We start from the raw sequence: 22,970 nt of genomic DNA on the forward strand, positions 1-22,970 counted from the left end.
AATAACGATTATTTTCTAATCTGTCTATCATTTTTGTCACTATTTTCAAAAAAAGTGCTTATTTCTTCGGAAAAACCTGATAAAACGATTTCACGAGCTTGTCGAATAGCATGATAAATGGCGATGTCATTTGCTGATCCATGCGCTTTAATTACTGGCTTTTTAACCCCTAAAAGGACCGCTCCTCCTTGCTTGCTATCATCAAAATTTTCAGCCATCTTTTTTAATGAGGGTTTAATGAGAAGGCCACCAATTTTATTGGTGATACTACTCTCACTTAGAGTTCGTTTGAGTAATTTGAAGATGGATTTTAGGCTTCCTTCCAATGTTTTTAGGATAGCATTACCGGTAAAGCCATCTGTCACCGCAATATCTACCTGCCCATTTAAAAGATCTTTGGCTTCAATATTGCCTACAAAATTTAAACCACTCGCTTGATTGAGGAGTTGGTAAGCTTGTTTACGTAATTCATCTCCCTTACCAGCCTCTGTTCCATTATTAACAAGCCCTACTCTTGCTTGCTCTATTTTTAAAACACTCTCAGCATAATAGCTAGCTAGTTGAGCATATTGTAAGAGGTGCTCTGCTTTTGATTCCGCATTGGCTCCGGCATCCATTAAAATTAAATGAGGAGATTTCTCATTAATGGTTGGGATGACCGGCATCAATCCCGGTCGATCGACACCTTTAATTCTACCAACCACCAATAAGCCGGTTGTTAATAAGGCGCCTGTATTCCCAGCCGAAAGCAGTACATCTGCTTTACCTTCTCTTACCGCCTTGGCAGCAACCACCATTGAAGCATCTTTCTTGCGACGAACAGCTTTTACCGGTTCATCTTCTCCTTTGATAACCTCAGTAGTCGGTATTCGGATTAAACGGTCATCAAACATATCTGGAAGATTTTTAAGGGCTTTCTCGTCGCCATAAAGATGAATTTCGATGTCCTTATAAGCATCTAAGGCTCTTAGAACTCCGTCAAATACGGCTTGTGGTGCATTGTCGCCACCCATTGCATCAATCGCTATTTTAATCATAAATTCCACTCCTAAATTTCTAATTTAATTAATTGGGTATACTTTTCAATTGTTTTTGTTTCTTTCTCAGTCACTATATCTGGTTGTCTCATTAAATGGTCAACTGCTTGATAAGCCGCTGTCATAATGGCTTCGTCTTGTAAGGGATGTCCATATGTAAATTGGGCAATTCCACTTTGATTTCGTCCTAGGACATCTCCCATGCCACGAATTTCCATATCCGCTTTTGATAGTTCAAAGCCATCTTGACTTTCGACCATCTTAATTAGACGTTCTTTTCCTTGTTGGGTCGTTGGGTTGGCAATTAAAAAGCAGTAAGAGGGTAATGGGCTTCGCCCTACCCGCCCTCTTAACTGATGGAGCTGGGCTAAACCAAAACGTTCGGCTGATTGAATGACCATGACCGTTGCATTCGGTACATCCACACCGACTTCAACCATAGTGGTTGCTACTAAAATTTGAATTGCTTGAGCTTTAAAAGCTTTCATCACTTCTTTTTGTTCTTCTTTACTCAATTGACCATGCAAACTATCGATTGTAACTCGTGGAAATTTTTCTCTTAAACGTTGACAAGTCTCTTGTACATTTTCAACTTGTTCCATAAATTCACTGGCTTCAATTAAAGGCAATACATAATAGATTTGATGACCCTTATCTAATTCTTTTTGCATACGGTCATAGACTGTGGCAATGTGCTTATCACTAACGGCTTGTGTCTTAATTTCAACCCTTCCACGCGGTAGACCTTCCATGGTTGAGACGCAAAGGTCGGCATAAAGGGTCTGAGCCAAACTTCTGGGTATGGGAGTTGCTGTCATTTGCAGGACATTGGCTTCTTGACCAGCCAGACCTTTTTCTAATAAGTTCTGTCTTTGGCCAACACCAAAGCGGTGTTGCTCATCTATAACGATATAGCCGAGTGATTTAAAATCTACTCCCTCTTGAATTAAAGCATGGGTACCGATAATCAATCGGATGCGTCCTGTTTTTAGACCTTGTAAAACAGCTTTTTTTTCTGAAACTTGCCTCTCAGAAGTTAATATTTCTGCATGAAAACCACTCTTTTCAAAATATTGATTAAAAGATTGATAATGCTGCTGAGCTAATATTTCTGTTGGAACCATCAAGGCTGTTTGATAACCTGCTTGCACACTAGCAATCATGGTCAAGAAGGCAACTAAGGTCTTACCGCTACCTACATCTCCTTGCAATAAGCGGTTCATTGGATAAGGTGATAAAAGATCGCGGCAAATTTCATTAACCGCTTTTTTTTGTGAATCCGTTAATTCAAAAGGGATGCTTTGGATAATTTGTCGTAATTCTTCAACTTGATAGTGGATTTGAATACCCTTAGTTTTTAAGCGGTTAAATTTGGCGCTTTGTAAGCGCCATTGGTAAAGAAAGAACTCCTGGAAGATGATCTTTCGCTGGGCCTGTCTTTTCGCATTATCTTGCTTAGGAAAATGCATGGCCCAAAGTGCTTCCTTCAGATTTATTAAGTTAAATTGTTGATTTAAATAAGTCGGAATGATTTCTTCAATACTTTCTTGATAATCAACAAAGGCTTGCTTGATGGCTTTGACAATCTGGCCCTGACTCAGTCCCTTGCTAGTATGGTAAATGGGTGCATAGTCCTCACCTGCTGACGGATTAATTAATTTCATGGCCATTAGCGACTGGTTACTTTCTTGCCATTTACCATAGATAGCTCGCGTTTGACCTAATTCAATTTGTTTCTTTAAGTAGGGCTGGTTAAAAAAAGAGACGGTTATCACTTGATGGCCATCTACAGCCAATTTAAAACTTAAGCGACTTTTCTTTCTACCAAAATAGTTGACCACAGCTGGACTAACAACTTTTCCCATCAAGACAACTTTTTCCTGGTCAAGAATAGTTTCTAACTGGCGTGCTTGGATATCCTCAAAACGAAATGGAAAATGAAACATTAAATCCTTTACTGTTTCAATTCCTAATTGTTTAAATAAAAGACTGGTCTTGGGGCCAACACCTTTGAGCTGATCGATAGGATCTAACCAAGACTTTCCCATCTTCTTCCTCCTCTTTGAGCAAAAAAATAAATCACCACCTAGAAACTAAGTGGTGATCAGCTATTTTCTAACAATCTAATCCACCGTTACAAAATAATTGTAGACTGGTTGGTCTCCTTGAATAAGTTCAAATTCAATCTCAGAGTTAGTTTGTTCAAAATGGTCAGCAACTTCTTGGGCTAATGAATGATCACCCTCTTCGCCAATAATAACCGTTACTAACTCACTTGATTCATCCACCATTCGATTAACCAATTGGATCAGAGTTTCTTTTAAATCAGTGTGGGTTAAGATTATATCGCCATCTAAAATACCCATAAAATCGTTTTCTTTAATGGATAGGCCATTAATTTCTGTATCTCGAATAGCATGAGTAATTTGTCCAGAAGCAACGCTTAGCGCATACTCTTCCATAGCTAGTCTGTTCTCTTCAATGGCAACTGAAGGATCATACATCAACATGGCTGAGATTCCTTGGGTGATTGACTTTGTGCCCACAACTACCGTTGGTACTTCACTGACTTCAGCCGCTTGTTGAGCCGCCATAATAATATTCTTATTATTCGGTAACAAGATAATATTTTTGGCGTTAACTCGCTCGATTGCTTTAATGAAGTCTTCGGTAGAAGGATTCATTGTCTGACCTCCAGAAAGGACTTCCTTTACTCCAATAGAATGGAAGAGCTCTGTCAAGCCTTTACCTGAAGCTACAGCAATCACTGCGTAATCTTCTTGAGTTTGAGGGACAGCTTGTTGACGCAGCGTAGTCTCTTTGTCTTCTAAGTCTCTAACTTGCTCACGCATATTATCGACTTTAATTTTAATTAACTCACCAAATTCTTGACCCAATTGCATAATCTCGCCTGGATCTTCCGTATGGATGTGAACCTTAACAATTTCATCATCAGCAACAACCAGCAAAGAATCACCTTTTTTATCAAGCGTTTGTCTAAACTCTTCATAATCAAAAGCTTTCTTAACAGTCTGTCCTTGTCCAATTCTTACCATAATTTCGGTACAGAAACCATAGGTAATCTCATCCATAGACATTGGGTGTTCATTCATTTCTTCGAAGATTGCGTGGGCATGGTCATTAGATTGGTCTTCAACTTCATCGATAATGACTTCCCCTGAAAGATTGGCAAGGAAGCCTTCATAGATACATAAAAGCCCCTTACCACCCGAATCGACTACACCCACCTGTTTTAAAACTGGTAGTAATTCAGGTGTTCGATCCAATGATTCTTTTGCCTCTGCTACGATCGTGCGCATCACTTGTAGGATGTCTTCTGTTTGCTTAGCTTCTTGTTCACCTTTTACAGCAGATTCTCTAGCAACAGTTAAAATGGTTCCTTCAACTGGCTTCATCACTGCCTTATAAGCTGATTCCACACCACCAATAAAAGCCTTAGCAAAGTCTTTGGCATTTAATTCTTCACAATCTTTAATTGCCATTGAGAAGCCACGGAAAACTTGTGACAAGATAACGCCTGAATTTCCTCGAGCCCCCATTAACAGTCCTTTGGCCACGGCATTTGCTAATTCTCCAACATGATGACTAGTAGAATTACGCATATTCTCAACACCTGATTGGAAAGTCATATTCATATTAGTTCCTGTATCTCCATCAGGCACGGGAAAGACATTTAACGAATTCACTAAGTCAACATTTTCAGCCAGGCGCTCGGCACCTGCTATAAACATCTGTTTAAAGTCAGATGCTTTGATTGTTTTCAGTTCCACACTTTACCTCCTAAACGATCCTAGTCGATAGTCACACCCTGGACATGGACATGAACAAAGTCCAATTCAAAGCCCAAGAGTTGCTCGACATTGTATTTAACAGCTTGTTGAATATTTTGACAAATCACAGAGATTTTTGTCCCGTAAGAAACGACAATATAGACATCTACTGAAATATTGTCTCCTTCTTGAGAAATTAAAACACCACGTGAATAGTTTTCTTTCTTAAGAATGTCTGTTAAATTATCACGGAAGAAATGTTTACTTACCATTCCTACAACTCCGTAGTTGTCAGTAACTGCTGCACCGACAATGGTTGCAATCACTTCATTTTCTAAGGATATCTCTCCATTTGGAGTTTGGATATTAATAGCCATAAAGTACCTCCTTTTTGTTATCCACCATAGTTTAGCATAAATTTTTTAGCTTAGCACCTATTTTAATAGTTTTAGTAACGAGATATTTAAGATTAGTAGTTAATTTCATCATAATTCACTTGCTTCAAAAGTCAAATTATGGTAAATTAATTTGGTATGAAATGTAACTTTTAAATTGTTACAAGGAAAAGGAGGCAGAACCATGGCTAAAGAATGTTATTTCACAGGGCGTAAAGCTGTATCTGGTAACAATCGCTCTCATGCAATGAATAAATCAAAACGTCGTTTTGGCGCTAACTTACAAAAAGTACGTGTTATGATCGATGGCAAACCTCAAAAAGTTTGGGTTTCAGCGCGAGCATTAAAATCAGGTAAAGTTGAACGTGCTTAATCAATACATTAAAACCTCCTAGCCAATCATCATCAAGATGAAGCGCTAGGAGGCTTTTTTGTTTTGTTTAATCTTTTTCTTTTAGCATAAATTGATTGCCCTCTTCATCCACCAAATTAGATTCTTCATTTAGTTCAAAGCTGAAAAGTTCTTTATCCGCAAAAGAAATGGTTAGTTTTTGATCTTTTATTCTGTAGGTTGGATTATGTACGATAATTTCAACTGCCATAGGAACTTCATCAGAAAAGCGCAGGTTAATATATTGTTGATTTTTTAAAGATTCTGCTGCTTCATCTGTTTTTACCATCATTAAACGCCCATCCTGATTAATGCTCTCGGTATATAATTGTAGTAATGCGTCCGAATAATCACCTTCCAAAGCTGCTTGTCCAAAGTAAGACCGGCCTAAAATTACTTTCAATAAGTCTTCTTCTATTTCGAACCCCATAATATTTGAGTTTTCTTCAGTCAAATAGCGTCCCTCAAAATCAACTATCTCCTCTTGAGCGGATATAGCTGGCGGTAGCATGAGTATCATAATCATTATTAAAGCAAAAAGCTTTTTCATCCCATCAACTTCCTTTCCTAATAAAAACTTGATTAAATAAACTTCGAATATCATTTATTAAGTAAATTTTAACACAATAATGAAAGTGCTTCAATTTTATATCCCTATCTTCTATTTTTAAACCCAAGCCTTTATTTTCCTTTTTCCCAAATAACCATCAAGAGACCTTCAGTAAAAGAAAGATTTATTTTATGCTGATCGACATACTCATTAGACACCAAGGCTCGAGGAAAAGCATAATCTGTTAGACCTAGTTCATATTTGGCCTGCTTAATCTGCAGCTGCTTAACAGCCGTCATTGAAATAATGGATAAGTAGCGGCAATTGTTCAAGTCTTCTAGAAAATAATTGCCTGGTTTAAAAAATCGCACCACTTGATCTTTTTCAATAAAGCTTAAACGGGGGATAATTGCAAAATAGCGTTCTTGAAAGACGAGCCAAAGGTTAGCAATTAAATGATCTAAACGTCCCTCTCCATTACCTATTGCGCCATATACTTCCACCGGACATCGACTGTCTTGTTTAAGAGCGAATTCAAGGCCCAGCTCCATATCGGTATCATCTTTGGCAGCTGGATATTTTAAAACCTCTTGACTAGCCGCTTCAATCTTACTAAATTGGGTGGGAGTGACCGAGTCAAAGTCTCCAATTGCAACGTTCAATCGATAGCCTGCCTTCACCAATTGGAGGGCCCCTTCGTCAACTCCAATGAGATAAGTCTGATCTGTCACCTCAGACAAATGGCTGAGGGCTGGATTAGGAGCCCCAGCACAGATAATAATCTTATCCACCATACTAATTGGCCTTAGGGTCTTAAGGAAGCGATAGCTGCAGCCAGATCCATTTGCTTAAAGATGTAGGAACCAGCTACTAAAACATCTGCACCAGCTGCTATACAACTTTTAGCTGTTTGATCATTGACCCCACCGTCTACTTCAATCTCATAGTGATAATGATCATTTTCTTGACGTAATTTGGCTAGTTTTTCTACCTTCTTCATGGTTGATTCAATAAAAGCCTGACCACCAAAGCCTGGATTAACAGTCATCACCAAGACTAAATCCGCTAATTCCAATAAAGGATAAACCGCTTCGACTGGAGTTCCTGGATTAATAGCCACTCCCGCTTTTTTTCCTAAGGCTTTTATCTTTTGTAAGGCTGAATGAATATGTTGGGTCGCTTCCACATGTACGGTGATAATATCCGCTCCCGCATCAGCAACCATTTCCAAATACCGCTCCGGTTGATCCACCATCATGTGACAATCAAAAACCATATGGCTATGAGATCTTAATCCTTTAAAAATCATGGGACCAAATGAAATATTCGGTACAAAGCTGCCATCCATAATATCAATATGTAGATAATCTGCTCCACCCTTTTCAATGGTCTGGATATCTTCTAACAAGTGATTAAAATCAGCGCTCAACATTGAAGGTGCAATTTTCATGACTATTCTCCTTTAATAATAAATTTTTTTGTTTTCAATTTTTTCTAAAATCTGCAAATAATTTTGATAACGGCTGTTACTTATTATGCTACTTGCCACCAACTCTTTCACTTGGCAATTAGGTTCGTTCTTATGGATACAAGATCTAAACCGACACTTTGCACCTGCTTGGTGAATTTCTGGGAAACAAGCGGCCAGTTCTTCTTTTTCTAAATGGTCGAAATCAATAGCTGAAAAACCGGGTGTATCGGCTAAGAGTCCTTGACCAAAACGATAAAGAGTAACTTCTCGAGTGGTATGCTTACCGCGGTTTAAATGGCTGGATATCTGGTTGGTCTTAATTTCAGCTTGAGGTAGCAGTTTGTTTAAAAGGGTCGATTTTCCCACTCCCGATTGACCGGTCATTACATATATTCCTTGTTGGAAAATGGTTTGAATAGCTTGCATCTTTTCATTGGATTGGTCAAAGAGAAAAACATCATAACCAATTACTTCATAGATTGCTCTGATTTCTGCTACTAAGTCATTGGCTGCATCCCGTCCCTGATGCTCGATTAAAAGGTCATATTTACTCAAGATAATAATGGGTTGGATGCGATGAGACTCCATCGAAACAAGGAAATAATCTAATAAATTATAGGAAAACTCAGGTTCAACTAAGGACATGACAATGAGAGCATAGTCGACATTAGCAACAGCCGGTCGAATCAAAAAGTTATCTCGTTCGAAGATCTCTTCTAATCTGCCCACTTGACTTTCATCTTGTTGATCCATGACAAATCGTACGCGATCTCCCACTAAGGGATTGGTCTTCAAGTGACGAAAGTTACCTCTTGCTTTTGTTACAAAAGATTCTCCTTGCGACCATACATAATAGAAGCCACTAACTGCTTGATAGATGATCCCTTCATGTGAGGTAATAAGCTGTTTCAAATAATTTCCTCCTTTGGTCAGTATTTATTCAGAAAAAAAGTTAAGAGTCAGTAATGCTGCTCTTAACTCTTCAAATTCTTAATTAGGATAAACGGCTGAGGACTGTGCGACAATTTCGCCGTCTCTTAAGACACGGTACTGTCCGGATCCTCCTTCGGGAATATAGAGGACGATTTGAATTTCACGCGATTCGGTGATTTCAATTTCACGCGCAACTTGAGTGATATTATTACGGTCATCTCCTATAAAAACTTGGATTTTATTCGGTAATGGCTTGCTTTGTTCGTAGTCATTTTCAGCATACTTAGGGACATAATCAAGGTATACCGTTTCTGTGGCAGTCGACACTTCTGCTTTTTCTTCACCTTGAGAAACCGTCACCTTAATGGTGTCTCCTTGAGCAATGGGTGAGCCTGAAAGTGGGTCTTGATCAATGACAATCCCTTCAGGTAGATAATCATGATATTGATAAGCTTCTTCTACATAGAGACCATAGGTGTCTGCAAACTTATAGACCATATCAATCGATAAATTAGTAAAATCTTGCATGGTCGTTTGCTCAGAATAGGATCCGATTACTAAAATAATTGAACTTTCACCAGGAACGACTTCCGTACCCGGTGCAATACTCTGTTCTAAAATTTTACCTGCTTCTGACTGACTAGCTGCTAAATACCTTAAGTCAACTATAAAACCTGCATCAATTAGTTTACGACGGACCGGCTCATAGTTTTGATTGAGGTAATCACCGATTTTGACTCTCGGCTTGCCGTCAGAGAAGGTTAAATTAACTTTAGAGCCACGATTTATGCGGTCCCCTGATTGGGGATCACTTTCAATAATTTGGCCACGCGGAATAAGATCATCCCAAACAACAGTACTTTCGCCTAGCATTAAATCATTCTCTTCTAGTAATTCAATGGCTTGTTTTTGGTCTAGGCCAGCCAATTCAGGAACGATTACACTGGCAACGAATAAGCGATAGGCGAAAAAGACAGCTAAAGATAGTAAGGACAATATCGTAGCAAAGAAGAGAATTTTAAAAATCTTGGACCCTAAATGGCTAGTCTTTTTATCTGGTAAATCAAAAGTTGGAAACTCCTCTTCATTTAAAGGCTCAGGCCCTTCGATTGTTTCCGTCAACACACGATCAGCGGCTGGAATGGGCTGAATGGATTTAAATTGTTCTGATTCATCCAACTGACTGCTAGGAATAAAGGGTTTTTCATCAATACGTCCGACACTAAGAGAAGAAGATAAGTCGTTAAACATCTCTTGAGCCGTACGATAACGATCCTTCGCTTGCTTAGCCGTCGCTTTTAAGACGACATTCTCTAAGCTTTGAGGAACATATTCTAAGCGCTCTCGAATAGTTGGAAAGGGTTCTTGAAAATGTTTAAGTGCAATCGAAACTGCGGATTCACCATCATGTGGGACAGAACCCGTGATTAGCTCATATAAAACTACACCCATGGCATAAATATCTGATTTAGTGGTTGCACTATTGCCCTTGGCTTGCTCGGGCGATAGGTAATGAACTGAGCCTAGCAAGGTATTGGTTTGAGTAATCGAAGTATCTGATAAAGCCACAGCAATACCAAAGTCCGTAATCTTAACCACATTATTTGCAGTAATTAAAATGTTTTGTGGTTTTATATCGCGGTGAATAATACGATTTTTGTGGGCCACATCGATAGCCGCTACAATTTGTCCCATAATGGAAACAACTAGTTCTAGCGGGACAGGTGCATTCTTTTTGATAAAAGTTTTAAGGTCTTGACCTTTTACATATTCCATCACAATATATTGCTGTTTTTCATGTTCATCGACATCATAAACTTCTACAATATTGGGATGTAGAAGTTGACTGGCTGAAATGGCTTCTCTTTGGAAACGACGAATCGCATCTTGATTATCCTGGAAGTCATAACGTAACACCTTCACAGCTACGTCTCGATCCAAAATTAAATCATGAGCTAAAAAGACATTTGCCATGCCGCCTTGACCAATGACAGAAGTTAGGACATAACGATCGGATAGTTTATCCCCTATTTCCATGAATAATGTCACCTCCTTCGTCCTCCAAATTAAAATCGCTGGCTAGAATAATAGTAATATTATCGAGACCCCCAGCATTATTAGCCGCTGCGACTAGTTCATCACCTAAGCGGTCTAAATCTGTTTGATTATTAATTATTTGTTCAATTTCTTCATTTTTAAGCATGCCGTTTAAACCATCCGAGCAAAGCAAGAGAAGTTCCACTTTATCAAGAGAAATCTCTGAAAAAGCTGGTTCTAAAACCATTGGTGTTCCAATGGATTGGGTGACCACATTACGACGTGGGTGATCAATACTCTCTTCTACTGTTATTTCACCTGTACGAATTAACTCATTGACTAAAGAATGGTCTTCGGTTAATTGCTTTAATTGGCCCGCTCCGTATGCATAAGCCCGCGAATCACCGACATGACAAATAAGAATGGTCTGCTCGACAATTGTTGCAAGTACAATTGTCGTTCCCATTCCTTCATAATCTGGATTAAGGTCTGCTTGATTCAAAATGAAAGTATTCACTTGATTGGTCATTTGGGTCATCCAAGCATGCGCTTGGGTGATGGTCATAGGGTAATCAATTGTTTCGAATGCCCGACCAACAAACTCTGTCGTTTGTTGACTAGCAATATCTCCTGCCAAGTTGCCTCCCACGCCATCACATAGAATAAAAAGGATTTGTTGGTTTTGAGAATAAAAATAATCCGCATAATCTTGGTTAGAACTTCTCTTTCTCCCTATGTTTGAATGTATAGTGATTTTCATAACTCACCTCAATCTATTTTTTTAAGAAAACGACTGATAAAAAAGCCATCTGTTCCATGCTGTTGGGGCCAAATGCGAAGAAAGCCTTGGGAAGTTATTACATTATCTGTTAAAACTTCTTCAGCTAGGATGGACTCCACTTGCCACTCACTATTTTCCTTTAAGATTTCTTCAATTAATTGTTCATTTTCCTCATAAGTCAGGGTGCAAGTAGAATAGACTAAGCGACCACCTGGCTTGAGCAAAGAAAGCATATGATTAAATAATTGCTTTTGTAATTTAACCAGTTCTTGAATAGCGACAGGCGACTTCTGATATTTGATTTCAGGTTTACGACGCATCAAACCGATACCCGAACAGGGTGCATCTAAGTATATCACATCAAAAGCAGTTTGAGAAAGTGGTTGGAAGTCCAAGGCATCGGTTACTATTGAATCTATCTTATGACTTAAGCCTAACCGCTCGGCATGATCTTTTAAGATACTTAACTTATGCTTAGAAATATCTAAAGCTGTTAAGTGTCCGTCAGTTAGAAGTGAAGCAATATGGCTAGCTTTTCCTCCTGGAGCTGCACATGCATCCAAAACATTTTCAGAACCTGTCAATTTACCTAAAGGTGCAACCAGCATGGATGATTCATCCTGAATGGTAAACAAACCTTCCTGATAAGCTTGACTATTAAAGACATCCCCTGCTGTGATTCGAAAACCAAAAGGAGAAACTTGACTGCTAGTAACCGCCAACCCTTGCTCTTTTAATTGGTCCATGATATGTGATCGTTTGGCTGTTGGACCATTGATTCTAGCACTCAAATTAGGAACTTGATTCAAACTAGAAAGAAATGCTTTGAGCTGATGTTCTGGTAAGTGCTGGTCAAAGTATTTGACCAACCAAAGCGGAACGGAATGCTCAATCGATAGTCTCTCCAAGGGTTCTGTGATTACCGTCAATGACTGAGGCTCTTGGCGGAAAAAGTTACGTAAAATAGCATTAACTAATTTTCCAATGCCTTGGTGTCCGTTTACTTTGGCTATCTCGACTGCTTCATTTACAATAGCGTGCTGAGGCACGCGGTCTAAATAAACAGCTTGATAGATAGATAATCGCAATAGGCTGCGTACCCAATCTTCTATTTTACCTTTTACTAAATCCTGTAAATAGAAATCCAAGGTCAAGCGACGTTGGACACTACCGTAAACCACCTTAACCACTAAATTTTTATCTTGACTGCTTCGATTACTTGAAGCCAGATAATTATCTATCACGATATTAGAATATTGGTCTTGGTTATCAATTTGATCTAACAATCTCAGCATGTCCCAGCGGAGATTGTTTTTCAATTTTGTTTGGCTTCTTTGTTTAATTTTCATTATTTATTAGTCCTTTTCACTGTCGAATATCTTACCAATTAAACTTTCTGCCGGTGTCCCTTTTAAGTATTCTTTAACCATCATCCTTTTTTTTCCAGCGGGCTGGTATTCACTAACTGCTAAGTAGGAATCTTGACCACATCGAACATAGAAGTGTTCTTCATCAGCAGCAACAATTTGGCCCGGAATTTCTTCTGTTAATATTCTTTCAATGTTATCATCCAGTTCTTTTAAGGGTTGAGCTTGCCAGATTTTTACTCTTTGACCATCTAGTAGGGTATAGGTTGTTGGAAAAGGTCTAAAGGCGCGTATATGACGGTCAATGACACGCGCACTTTGCAACCAATTTAACTGCTCTTCATGCTTTTTGATGGTTGGAGAATATAGTACTTGGCTATATTCTTGTGGAGTCGCTTCATACTCCCCATTAAAAAATTTCGGCAAGAAATTCAATAATAATTCTTTACCAACGACAGCCAGTTTTTCAAACAGTATGCCCACATCATCCTTCTCAGAAATCGGTAAAACTGTTTGAATGAGAATATCCCCAGCATCCATTTCTTCAGTCATTTTCATAATTGTTACACCCGTCTCTTCTTCACCCCGCCAAATTGCATAATGAATTGGAGCCCCTCCACGATATTTAGGTAAGAGTGAAGCATGAACATTAATAGACCCTTGACTGGGTGCTTCTAATAAAGCAAGTGGTATTTTCTGTCCGTAAGCAGCCGTTATGATTAAATCGGCTTCTGTATTCAATAGAGTCTGATAGTCCTTTGAATCGGCTAACTTTTCCGGTTGAAAGACTGGAATATTAGCTTCTAAAGCTGTTTTTTTAACTGGAGGTAGTGTTAGAATACGTTTTCGACCAACTGGACGATCTGGTTGAGTCACTACTGCAATCACTTCATACTCTACTTGTTGAATTAATCCTTTCAGAATGGTTGCCGCAAAAGGAGGGGTTCCCATAAAAATTATTTTTTTCATTCAATAACCTCTTTCTAAATAAAATACTGGGGTTCATGGTCTATTTGAACAAAGACTCCCTTGGCCTGGCTTTCTTGACTAGCAAGAAGAATAGTTTGTAGCTGATCTTTAACTAAGTCTACTTCTTTATATTTTAAGAGCAAATGGAATTGATAATAATCATTGATTCTTTCAATTCCTCCTGTTGAGGGACCTAATATCATTAATTGGGTATTCACTTTGTCCATCAATTGATCCTTGAGTTGATAGATCATTTTTTGAGCCTTGCCTCGGTTTTTAGAAGACACCTTAATTAATGTTGTATAAAAATAAGGAGGATAATGGCTCATATGGCGTCTTCGCATTTCGTAATAAAAAAAATTGTCATAATCATGTTTTTTGGCTAGCTGAATCACATAATGGTTAGGATTATAGGTTTGAATGACCACTTCGCCTTTTAGCTTGCCTCGCCCTGTTCTTCCGGCTACTTGAGTCAGCAACTGAAAGGTTTTTTCAGCAGCTCTAAAGTCTGGTAAGTTCAAACCAGTGTCTGCATTAATAACACCAACCAGGGTTACCTGTTCATAGTCGAGACCTTTAGCAATCATCTGTGTTCCTAAAAGGATTGAACCTGCTTGACTGGCAAATGCTTTTAATAATTTTTTGTGAGCGCCCTTGCGTCGAGTGGTGTCATTATCCATACGGATAATGGGTGTTTGAGGAAAGCGTTGCTTTAAACTTTCGGCTACTTTTTGAGTGCCAATGCCTTGTTTTCTCAAATGCTTAGAACCACACTGAGGACAATTGGTTGGCAGTCCTACTTGGTAATCACAATAATGACATTTAAGCTTTTCTCCAGTCTTATGGTAAGTTAAAGAGATGTCACAATGTGGGCATTGAATGACATGACCACATTCACGGCATAAGACATAAGAGGCATAGCCTCTGCGATTTAAAAGCAAAACAACCTGTTCTTTAGACGCTAATTTTTCGGCAATTTTATCTTCTAAAAGTTGAGAAAGTTCCAGTGTTTCTTGATCCAATAAATGCTGAGTCATATCCACTATGGTTACGGGTGGTAAGGGTTGTTGATTAACACGTTGGTCCATTCTTAATAATTGATACTTACCAACTTCAGCCCGAGCACGTGATTCTAAAGAAGGTGTGGCTGAACCTAAAACTAAGGGACACTGATGGTATTTTGATCGCCATTTAGCAACTTCTCTTGCATGATAACGTGGATTGTCTCCTTGTTTATAGGTCGTTTCATGTTCTTCATCAATAATAATGATGCCGATATTTTTTAACGGAGCAAAAATAGAAGAACGCGCTCCGACGACCACTTTCGCTTCTTGCCGAATGATTCTGCGCCATTCATCATATTTTTCGGTCAATGATAAGGCTGAATGCAAAACGGCAACGCCTTTGCCAAAGCGACCAATCACCTGGTCTACCATTTGTGGTGTTAAGGCAATCTCTGGCACTAATAGAATCGCTGATTTACCAGCTTTAAGGGCTTCAGCTATTAATTGTAAATAGACTTCGGTTTTACCTGATCCGGTGACTCCTTGCAATAAAAAGGTTTGGGCTTCTTCAGCTGTCATGTGATTTTTTATAGTCTCAAATGCTGTTTGTTGCTGTGCTAATAAGGCTTTGGCTGAGGAAGGAAGTGCTTGATCTACTTGATAAGCTGGCCGATAAACTTCCCTTTCTTCCAGCGTCAACCACCCCTTTTTAATCATGGTATTAAGGGTGGCCTTAGAAACTTGAGCCAGCTTTGCTAATTGATCGAACTCTATGGCTTGAGTCCATTGATGGTCGATGAGGACTGATAAAACTTGACCTTGTTTATGACTGCGTTTATCTAAATGATCGAGTAAGTCTTGGTATTCTGCCTGTGAACGATTAGGCAAGATATACTTAAGGGTCTTATGCGTTTTTTTATCAATTAACTGATAAGATAATTGAATAATTTCTTCATCTAATAATGAACGAATTTGACTAGCTGTCAACCTTTCTTCCAACCATTGGCGCGTGACACCAAGCTGATTTAACTTTGCAGGTGAACAATCGAGCACTTCAGCTAATTTTTCAGACTGTTTAACTGTAACAACCGTTTGATACTTGACTCGTAAAATACTTGGCAACATGGCTTGTAGGACTGAAATCCTAAAAGCATAAAGTTGGTCGGCAAGCACTTGAGAAAGTTCAACTAGTTCCTGACTCAAAAAAGATTCGTAATCAATCAAGCGTCTAATCGCCTTTAATTCCCCTTGATAGTCACTATTATCTTTTAAATGAACAACAAAAGCCATTAGGTTACGATATCCAAAAGGAACTTCCACTCGCATACCAACCTTTATTAAAGCTTGCATTTCAGCACTTACTTTGTAATCAAAGCTATGATTGACTTGTGCAGTAGGTATATCAATGATAACTTCAGCGATCATTCGCTCACCTCCTATTAAAAAGCTACTATGAAATCATTAAAAATGATCTGCATAGTAGCCTTCTTATTCGCCCTCTTATTTTTTAATGGATAATACGCCCGCAACAACTTCTTCTAAAGCCTTGCCTACAGGTTTATCTGATTGATAGTCTTGTAATTGCATAATTTTATAATCTTCCATTTCTTTAGCGCGTTTACTTGCCAAAGTTATTAAAGAATACTTAGATGGTTCTTTTTTCAATAATTCGTCAATTGATGGATATAGCATCATGATTGCTTAGCCTCCTCTTCAAAATATGCATTAATATCTGCCTGGATCGAATGCATGACTCTTTCAACCCTTAGATGTTCACTTTTAATTATAGCATTAATTTCATCGACCGCCTCAGAAATTTCATCATTAACTACCACGTAATCATAGTGACGCATTAATTCAATTTCCTCTTTAGCTTTATTCATACGGCGAGCGATTACTTCTTGGGAATCCGTTCCTCGATCGGTTAGACGGGACTCCAACTCATTCAGACTTGGAGGCGCTAAGAAAATGAAAATTCCCTCAGGAATCTTCTCTCTCACCTTACGGGCACCTTGAACTTCAATTTCAAGAAATACATCGCGTCCTTGCGCTAAATTTTCTTCAATAGATGCTAGCGGCGTCCCGTAGTAATTTCCAACATATTCCGCGTACTCTAACAAGGCTTCTTGGGAAATTAAGTCCTCAAATGATTCTCTACTCATAAAGAAGTAGTCTACCCCTTCTAATTCACCTGGTCGACGCTCTCGAGTAGTTGCTGAAACAGAATAAACATAGTCACAATTTGAATCTTCAAAAATCGCGCTGCGAACTGTTCCTTTTCCGACACCCGAAGGGCCTGATAAAACGATTAATAATCCCCTTTGTTTTAACATGACTTCCCTCCATTACTTCATGTTCTATATAGTACCACAATTCACTCTCTACATAAAGATAAGCTGAAAAATAAATAAAATACAGCCATTATGAAATGCGAAAATTTGTTCGTAAAAAGGTTGACAAAAAGAACCTTTGTTCGTATAATATAATTACAAACAAACGTTCGATATTAAAGGAGAGGTTTTTATGGAATTACCCATCAAAAGACAAACTAACTGGCTTGGCCGTGTAAGCCAATCCCTTTTTCAACCTTTCTTTCAACCCACTCCACTTATCAAAGAATCTATTGAAATGATGCCCCTTGCACAAGTTGAAAGAATCCTTCATCAAGCTTATATCAAGCAAGTTCCTTTAAACATACTCATTGAATATTATTTACCCGATCAAACAATGGATATGACCGAAATGGAAGCATATGTACTGGCTCCAATTGGTTCACAAAACAGCGTTAGCCTGCAAGTAGGAGCCAATCACTTCCTTTTAAATTTGAATCAAATTATTAATGTGACTGCCATCACAGAAACTTTAATTGCTTAAGTCCATTAATCGATTAAAGATTTGATTAAAACAGCATCCTCCCCGCTGTTTTTTTAAAAGCCCTCATCATTAAGATGGGGGCTTTAATTAATTTTGTTAATCATTTAATAAACTAGAAGTTTCTTTGCGTGAAAGATATTTACTGCGTTTGGGAATAATTGTTTGTGGCATAAATCGCGCAAGCAGCACTAGGACACTTGCTGATAGCAGCCAGGATAATAAAAGACCTAGCCAATGGTTAAGATTATTGAACTCAAATAAGACTTCTTCACCCAAGGCAAATGGCACAATCAGTTGGCGAATAGCAATAAATAATATTAAAGCTAAAAGACTGCCAGTGAAGATATTCAAATAAGTAGAAGAGTAACGTTTATTGTTCAAGGTCTTTTGTGTATATTTCGCAAATAAACCGGTTACTCCTACTGCTAAGATGGGAGCAATCCATTGAACGATTAAGACTAACCCATCATCTAATCCCCCGTTAAGCACTCCTTGGATAATTCCTACCAAAAGTCCGCTAATAATAGCTGATGGGGCGCCATGGCGCAATGCCAACCACATTAAAGGAATTAAGGCAATAATTAGCTCAAGCCCAAAAAAATTAATGGCTACTTCATCAGACACAAAAAACAAGATTAGGGATAGGACAAGAGCAATCACCATGTCCCAAAACTGTCTAATACTGCGTTTATTCATAATTATTTATCACCTTTTTTTACTTGATAATTTGAAGCTTCCATAATAATCGGTAGGATAACCGGACGACGTTTAGTCTCCTTATATAGATACTTACCAATTTTTTCACGCAGATCGCCCTTAAGATTATTCCAATCAAAATCATCTGAAACAATGTGTTTTTCTAAAACATCTAGCGTAATATCTGAACAAGCTTCAATTAAATCAATGGAAGTTTTCATAAAGACGAAACCACGCGAGGTAATTTGTGGGCCAACTAGAATTTTCTTCAAACGACGTGAAATAGTCGCGACTACAACGAAAATTCCGTCTTCACTTAAAATACGACGGTCTCTTAAAACCACATTCCCAATATCGCCTACGCCACTTCCATCGACTAAGACATCCCCTGCTGTCACCTGACCTGCTTGGATAACTTTTCCGTTTTCAAAGCTTAATACATCTCCAATAGATGGGATAATAATTTGATCTTCAGACATTCCCACTTGCAAGGCTAGATCACCGTGGGCTCTTAACATACGGTATTCCCCACTGACTGGAAGTAAAAAGTCCGGTTGAATAAAGTTTAACATTAATTTTAAATCATTGGGTGTAGCATGACCCGATGTCTTAAAGTGGTCTGTCACACTCATAACCCGAGCACCGGCTCTATAAATCATATCTTTGGTACGAGTCACACTCTTTTCCATTGAAACAGATGGAGTGGTTGCAATATAAACCGTATCATCTTCCTTTATGGTGACTGTTTTATGCTTACCTTGAGCCATGGCTTGGATAGTTTGAATCGGTTCGCCCACATCGCCAGTAGCCAGAATAACAATTTGATCCTCTTGATATTTATCGATATTTTTAAAATTACCAAAGACATCACGACTTGGAATAGAAATTTTATCTAACTTTAAAGCGACATCGACAATTTCGTAAAGGTCTTTGGTTGGGAAGAAAATGGTTCGTCTTGAATGGTGAGCTGCTTCTAAGACTTGCTGAATACGCATAATGTTCGAGCCAATCGTCCCTACTATCACTCTTCCTCGCGCATTGCGGAAAACTTCTGTTATTTCTTCTGTAATAACACGATCATTCACATTTTCCACTGGTGATTCTGCCTCAGCAGAGTCACTCAATAAGGCAAGAACCTTTTTCTTACCTAAGTCTGTCAACCGACCAAAATCAGTGCGGTAAGCTTGAGAAGCTGAAGGGTCAAAGCGGAAATCGCCTGTGAAGACAATCGCCCCATCTTTAGTATCTATCACAATTCCGACTGAATCTGGAATGGTGTGAGTGGTAGGGAAGAAAGAAACATTGACATCACCAAATTCAATTTCAGTTTCTGAATCAATCACATGGAAATTTTCAAGGCGGTCATCGTGTCCTTGTCTACGAGCAGAAATAGAAGCCAATTCAATCGTTAACTGGGTTCCAAAAACCGGGGCATCAATCTTATCTAATAAATAAGGTAAGGCACCTACTGCATCGGCATGCCCATGTGACAAGAAAATCCCCACTACACGCTCAGCATTTTCTTCTAAATAGGTGAAGTCTGGAATCACCATATCAATTCCTAATAAATCATCTTGTGGATACAATAGCCCACAATCTAGCACAAATATGGCTTGATCGACTTCGACCAAATACATATTCTTGCCTTCTTCGCGAACACCACCTAAGGGAATAACTTTAATCTCACTCATAATACACCTCTATTATTATTTTTTCATATTTTATTAAACGCTTAGCAGCTTGATCTCCGTTAAGGGGTCAAATTCTGGCTTATCTCAGTTATTATAACATAGACCACCTTAAATTAAAATTTGAGCCTCTTTCCACCTCAACGACTACTGATTAAAGACTAATGAATTAGAATAAGCCCCCTTCATTTATAGGAGGGGGCTAAGACTTATTAAATTTATCGTTAATAATTATTCTGGCTTTTGCATTAACACTTTACGTGATAAATCAATCCGACCTTTTTCATCGATACTGGTTACTTTGACTGTTACAGTATCCCCAATATCAAAGACATCTTCGACCTTTTCAATGCGACGATGATCAATTTGAGAGATGTGAAGCAAACCTGATTTACCAGGTAGGACTTCCACAAAGCAACCATACTTCTCAATTCTAATAACCTTACCTTCGTATATTTTATTGACTTCCACATCTTCAACTAAGCTAAGCACAATCTCTTTTGCCTTTTTAATCATAGCTAAATCTGAAGAAGCAATGCTAACTTGTCCTTCTTGAGAAATATCCATCTTAACGCCAGTTTGGTCAATAATGGAGTTAATGGTGTCACCACCCTTACCAATAACCACCTTAATTTTTTCAGGATCAATTTGCACCATTTCAATCTTCGGTGCATAAGGACTTAATTCTGGTCGTGGTTGAGCTAATTCACGAGTGATATTATCTAGGATTTCGAGACGGGCTTTTTTAGCTTGGGCTAAAGCTTCTTCTAAAATGGCCTTAGTAATTCCTTTTATCTTAATATCCATTTGTAAGGCCGTAATGCCTTCGGCAGTCCCCGCCACTTTAAAGTCCATATCGCCTAAGTGGTCTTCTAAGCCTTGGATATCGGTTAGGACAGTGTAGTTATCGCCGTCCATCACTAAGCCCATAGCAATTCCTGCCACCGGTGCTTTAATCGGAACACCGGCATCCATTAATGCCAGCGTACCGGCACAAATGGATGCTTGTGAAGAAGAACCGTTGGATTCTAATACTTCAGCCACTAAACGAATAACGTATGGGAATTCTTCTTCTGAAGGAATCACTTGGGTTAAAGCTTTCTCACCTAGCGCACCGTGACCAATTTCACGACGACCTGGTGAACCCACTCGTCCGGTTTCTCCTACTGAGAAGTTAGGGAAGTTATAATGATGCATGAAGCGTTTGCCTTCTTCTAATCCAAGACCATCAATAATTTGATGTTCGGATAAAGGAGCCAAGGTAGCTACTGATAAAGCTTGCGTTTGTCCACGGGTGAAGAGTCCTGAACCATGGGTACGTGGTAAAATGCCAGCCAAAGATTCCAAAGGACGAATTTCATCTATTTGACGACCATCTGGACGAATACGGTCATGGGTAATCAACCGACGAACGACTTCTTTTTCTAAGTCCTGCATAGCCGAAGAAACATCTTTCAGTTTCTCTTCTAAATCTTCTGCTTCGGCATACTTTTCACTAAAGAAAACTTCAGCTTCTTCACTCAATTGATTAACCGCTTCATCGCGGGCTTGTTTTTCCTGTGTTTTAACAGCTGTAACCATTTTTTCATTGTATAAGCTCTTGACTTGCTCAGTGATTTCTTGATCGATTTGAACTAATTCAAATTCAATTTTTTCTTTTCCAACTGCTTGGACAATCTCTTTTTGAAAGGCCACTAATTCTTGAATATTAGCGTGTCCAAACAATAAGGCTTCCAGCATATCCTCTTCTGATGCTTCCTTAGCAGAAGATTCTACCATGTTGATCGCGGTCGCAGTCCCTGCTACGGTTAAATCAATCTCAGAAACTTCTTTTTGGTCGGGTGTAGGGTTGATAACAAATTCACCATCGACACGTCCCACATCCACTCCGGCAATCGGTCCATCAAATGGTATATCTGAAATAGCCAATGCTAGCGAAGAACCAAACATAGCTGCCATCTCTGGTGAGCAATCTTGTTGAACTGAAAGGACTGTATTAGTAATTTGAATTTCATTCCGCACGCCTTCAGGAAACATTGGGCGGATTGGACGGTCAATTAAGCGGGCAGTCAGGGTCGCGTTATCAGAAGGTCTACCCTCACGTTTTAAGAAACCACCTGGCACCTTACCAACCGCATACATTTTTTCAATGTAGTGAACCGTTAAGGGGAAGAAATTCATCGGTGAAGGGGATTTGGAAGCGACAGCAGCAGTCAAAACGACTGTATCGCCATAACGTACTAAAACTGCTCCATTGGCTTGTTTAGCCATTTGTCCTACTTCAACAATTAAGGGACGGCCTCCCCAATTTGTTTCAAATACTTGTTTAGTTGTCATAACATAACTCCTTTTAAATTTTTAATCATTCGGAGTAGCACTAAACAAAAATCAACCGTTTAAAGTTTAAACGACTCATTTTTGTATAGTGTGAAACTCCGAACAAATCTACTAGTAATATAACAAAAAGGATGGCTAATTGCCATCCTTTAGTCGCAGGATTAACGACGTAATCCTAATCTTTTAATTAAATCACGGTAACGAGTAACGTCCTTGTTACGTAGGTAAGCAAGAAGGTTACGACGGTGACCAATTTTCTTCATTAATCCACGATAAGAGTGAAAATCTTTCTTATGTGTTTTAATATGGTCGTTTAAATTGTTGATGTCTTCTGTTAAGACAGCAACTTGAACCTCAACAGAACCGGTATCACCTTCGTGACGTGCGTATTCTTTCATGATTTCAGTTTTACGTTCTTGTGTTAATGCCATATTATTCACCTCTTTCTATTTTATTTCCACTAGCTAAGTAAAGCGTTGGTGATGCGCTAAACCGAGCGAGGGCATTGTTCTGAATTTTCATACAGAACAATGATTAATTATAGTTTAAAGCAGTCTCATAATCAAGGGGTTTTCTTAATTAATTGGAAATAGGGTCTAGAGTTGTCAAACATATGTTACACAAGGTGCTTCTAAATGGGCATGCTTAT

General features: G+C 38.7%; 21 protein-coding genes. 2 read left to right on the forward strand and 19 right to left on the reverse strand.

Annotated elements, in window-relative coordinates; translation table 11 throughout:
• Positions 1–8: 8 nt before the first annotated feature.
• The 4 genes from plsX to ACQV2O_RS01685 form a co-directional block, all read right to left on the reverse strand.
• A complete protein-coding gene (plsX, locus tag ACQV2O_RS01670; RefSeq protein WP_428874829.1) occupies positions 9–1,034 on the reverse strand; it encodes a phosphate acyltransferase PlsX in 1,026 nt (341 codons plus the stop codon).
• A 14-nt stretch (positions 1,035–1,048) separates the two neighbouring features.
• The gene (recG, locus tag ACQV2O_RS01675) at positions 1,049–3,085 is read right to left on the reverse strand and encodes an ATP-dependent DNA helicase RecG (protein ID WP_428874817.1); all 2,037 of its coding nucleotides are present in this window, start codon (positions 3,083–3,085) and stop codon (positions 1,049–1,051) included.
• A 75-nt stretch (positions 3,086–3,160) separates the two neighbouring features.
• The gene (locus ACQV2O_RS01680) at positions 3,161–4,828 is read right to left on the reverse strand and encodes a DAK2 domain-containing protein (RefSeq protein ID WP_428874819.1); all 1,668 of its coding nucleotides are present in this window, start codon (positions 4,826–4,828) and stop codon (positions 3,161–3,163) included.
• Positions 4,829–4,848: 20 nt separating this feature from the next.
• A complete protein-coding gene (locus ACQV2O_RS01685) occupies positions 4,849–5,205 on the reverse strand; it encodes an Asp23/Gls24 family envelope stress response protein (RefSeq protein WP_428873752.1) in 357 nt (118 codons plus the stop codon).
• Positions 5,206–5,407: 202 nt separating this feature from the next.
• On the opposite strand from ACQV2O_RS01685, the gene rpmB reads away from it, so the two are divergent.
• Positions 5,408–5,596, forward strand: coding sequence for a 50S ribosomal protein L28 (gene rpmB / locus ACQV2O_RS01690; protein ID WP_258436016.1), 189 nt, complete (start codon positions 5,408–5,410; stop codon positions 5,594–5,596).
• Between the two features lie 67 nt (positions 5,597–5,663).
• Here rpmB and ACQV2O_RS01695 read toward each other — a convergent pair whose 3' ends face one another.
• From ACQV2O_RS01695 to gmk, 11 genes are all read right to left on the reverse strand, one after another.
• Positions 5,664–6,164: a hypothetical protein gene (locus ACQV2O_RS01695; protein ID WP_428873753.1), complete on the reverse strand. Its 501-nt coding sequence runs from the start codon at positions 6,162–6,164 to the stop codon at positions 5,664–5,666.
• Between the two features lie 131 nt (positions 6,165–6,295).
• Complete coding sequence (locus ACQV2O_RS01700) at positions 6,296–6,958, reverse strand: thiamine diphosphokinase (RefSeq protein ID WP_428874820.1); 663 nt, start codon at positions 6,956–6,958, stop codon at positions 6,296–6,298.
• Between the two features lie 11 nt (positions 6,959–6,969).
• Positions 6,970–7,614 (reverse strand): ribulose-phosphate 3-epimerase, encoded by a 645-nt coding sequence (gene rpe / locus ACQV2O_RS01705; RefSeq protein WP_428873755.1) that lies wholly within the window; start codon positions 7,612–7,614, stop codon positions 6,970–6,972.
• A gap of 12 nt (positions 7,615–7,626) precedes the next feature.
• Entirely contained in the window at positions 7,627–8,547 is a 921-nt protein-coding gene (gene rsgA / locus ACQV2O_RS01710) for a ribosome small subunit-dependent GTPase A (RefSeq protein ID WP_428873756.1), read from the reverse strand.
• Between the two features lie 78 nt (positions 8,548–8,625).
• Positions 8,626–10,605: a Stk1 family PASTA domain-containing Ser/Thr kinase gene (pknB, locus tag ACQV2O_RS01715; protein WP_428873757.1), complete on the reverse strand. Its 1,980-nt coding sequence runs from the start codon at positions 10,603–10,605 to the stop codon at positions 8,626–8,628.
• Positions 10,589–11,365, reverse strand: a complete 777-nt coding sequence (locus ACQV2O_RS01720; protein WP_428873758.1) for a Stp1/IreP family PP2C-type Ser/Thr phosphatase — start codon at positions 11,363–11,365, stop codon at positions 10,589–10,591. Before ACQV2O_RS01720 ends, pknB begins: the two co-directional genes overlap by 17 nt.
• Positions 11,366–11,373: 8 nt before the next feature.
• Positions 11,374–12,735 carry a 16S rRNA (cytosine(967)-C(5))-methyltransferase RsmB gene (rsmB, locus tag ACQV2O_RS01725; RefSeq protein WP_428873759.1) on the reverse strand — a complete coding sequence of 454 codons (1,362 nt, stop codon included), beginning with the start codon at positions 12,733–12,735 and terminating at the stop codon, positions 11,374–11,376.
• A 6-nt stretch (positions 12,736–12,741) separates the two neighbouring features.
• Positions 12,742–13,722, reverse strand: coding sequence for a methionyl-tRNA formyltransferase (fmt, locus tag ACQV2O_RS01730; protein ID WP_428873760.1), 981 nt, complete (start codon positions 13,720–13,722; stop codon positions 12,742–12,744).
• Positions 13,723–13,736: 14 nt separating this feature from the next.
• Entirely contained in the window at positions 13,737–16,151 is a 2,415-nt protein-coding gene (priA, locus tag ACQV2O_RS01735) for a primosomal protein N' (protein WP_428874822.1), read from the reverse strand.
• A gap of 75 nt (positions 16,152–16,226) precedes the next feature.
• Positions 16,227–16,421, reverse strand: a complete 195-nt coding sequence (gene rpoZ / locus ACQV2O_RS01740; protein ID WP_428873762.1) for a DNA-directed RNA polymerase subunit omega — start codon at positions 16,419–16,421, stop codon at positions 16,227–16,229.
• Positions 16,418–17,059, reverse strand: coding sequence for a guanylate kinase (gene gmk, locus ACQV2O_RS01745; RefSeq protein ID WP_428873763.1), 642 nt, complete (start codon positions 17,057–17,059; stop codon positions 16,418–16,420). Before gmk ends, rpoZ begins: the two co-directional genes overlap by 4 nt.
• 190 nt (positions 17,060–17,249) lie before the next feature.
• Here gmk and ACQV2O_RS01750 point away from each other — a divergent pair, with 190 nt between their 5' ends.
• Positions 17,250–17,600 carry a hypothetical protein gene (locus tag ACQV2O_RS01750; RefSeq protein ID WP_428874824.1) on the forward strand — a complete coding sequence of 117 codons (351 nt, stop codon included), beginning with the start codon at positions 17,250–17,252 and terminating at the stop codon, positions 17,598–17,600.
• A 96-nt stretch (positions 17,601–17,696) separates the two neighbouring features.
• Here ACQV2O_RS01750 and ACQV2O_RS01755 read toward each other — a convergent pair whose 3' ends face one another.
• From ACQV2O_RS01755 to rpsO, 4 genes are all read right to left on the reverse strand, one after another.
• Positions 17,697–18,296, reverse strand: coding sequence for an energy-coupled thiamine transporter ThiT (locus ACQV2O_RS01755; RefSeq protein WP_428874825.1), 600 nt, complete (start codon positions 18,294–18,296; stop codon positions 17,697–17,699).
• A 2-nt stretch (positions 18,297–18,298) separates the two neighbouring features.
• The gene (locus ACQV2O_RS01760; protein ID WP_428873766.1) at positions 18,299–19,987 is read right to left on the reverse strand and encodes a ribonuclease J; all 1,689 of its coding nucleotides are present in this window, start codon (positions 19,985–19,987) and stop codon (positions 18,299–18,301) included.
• Between the two features lie 228 nt (positions 19,988–20,215).
• Positions 20,216–22,321 carry a polyribonucleotide nucleotidyltransferase gene (gene pnp, locus ACQV2O_RS01765; protein ID WP_428874826.1) on the reverse strand — a complete coding sequence of 702 codons (2,106 nt, stop codon included), beginning with the start codon at positions 22,319–22,321 and terminating at the stop codon, positions 20,216–20,218.
• Positions 22,322–22,482: 161 nt separating this feature from the next.
• Positions 22,483–22,752 carry a 30S ribosomal protein S15 gene (gene rpsO, locus ACQV2O_RS01770; RefSeq protein WP_428874122.1) on the reverse strand — a complete coding sequence of 90 codons (270 nt, stop codon included), beginning with the start codon at positions 22,750–22,752 and terminating at the stop codon, positions 22,483–22,485.
• Between the last annotated feature and the right edge of the window lie 218 nt (positions 22,753–22,970).

It is taken from the genome of Facklamia sp. P13055, from assembly GCF_050409445.1.
Classification (GTDB): Bacteria; Bacillota; Bacilli; order Lactobacillales; family Aerococcaceae; genus Facklamia.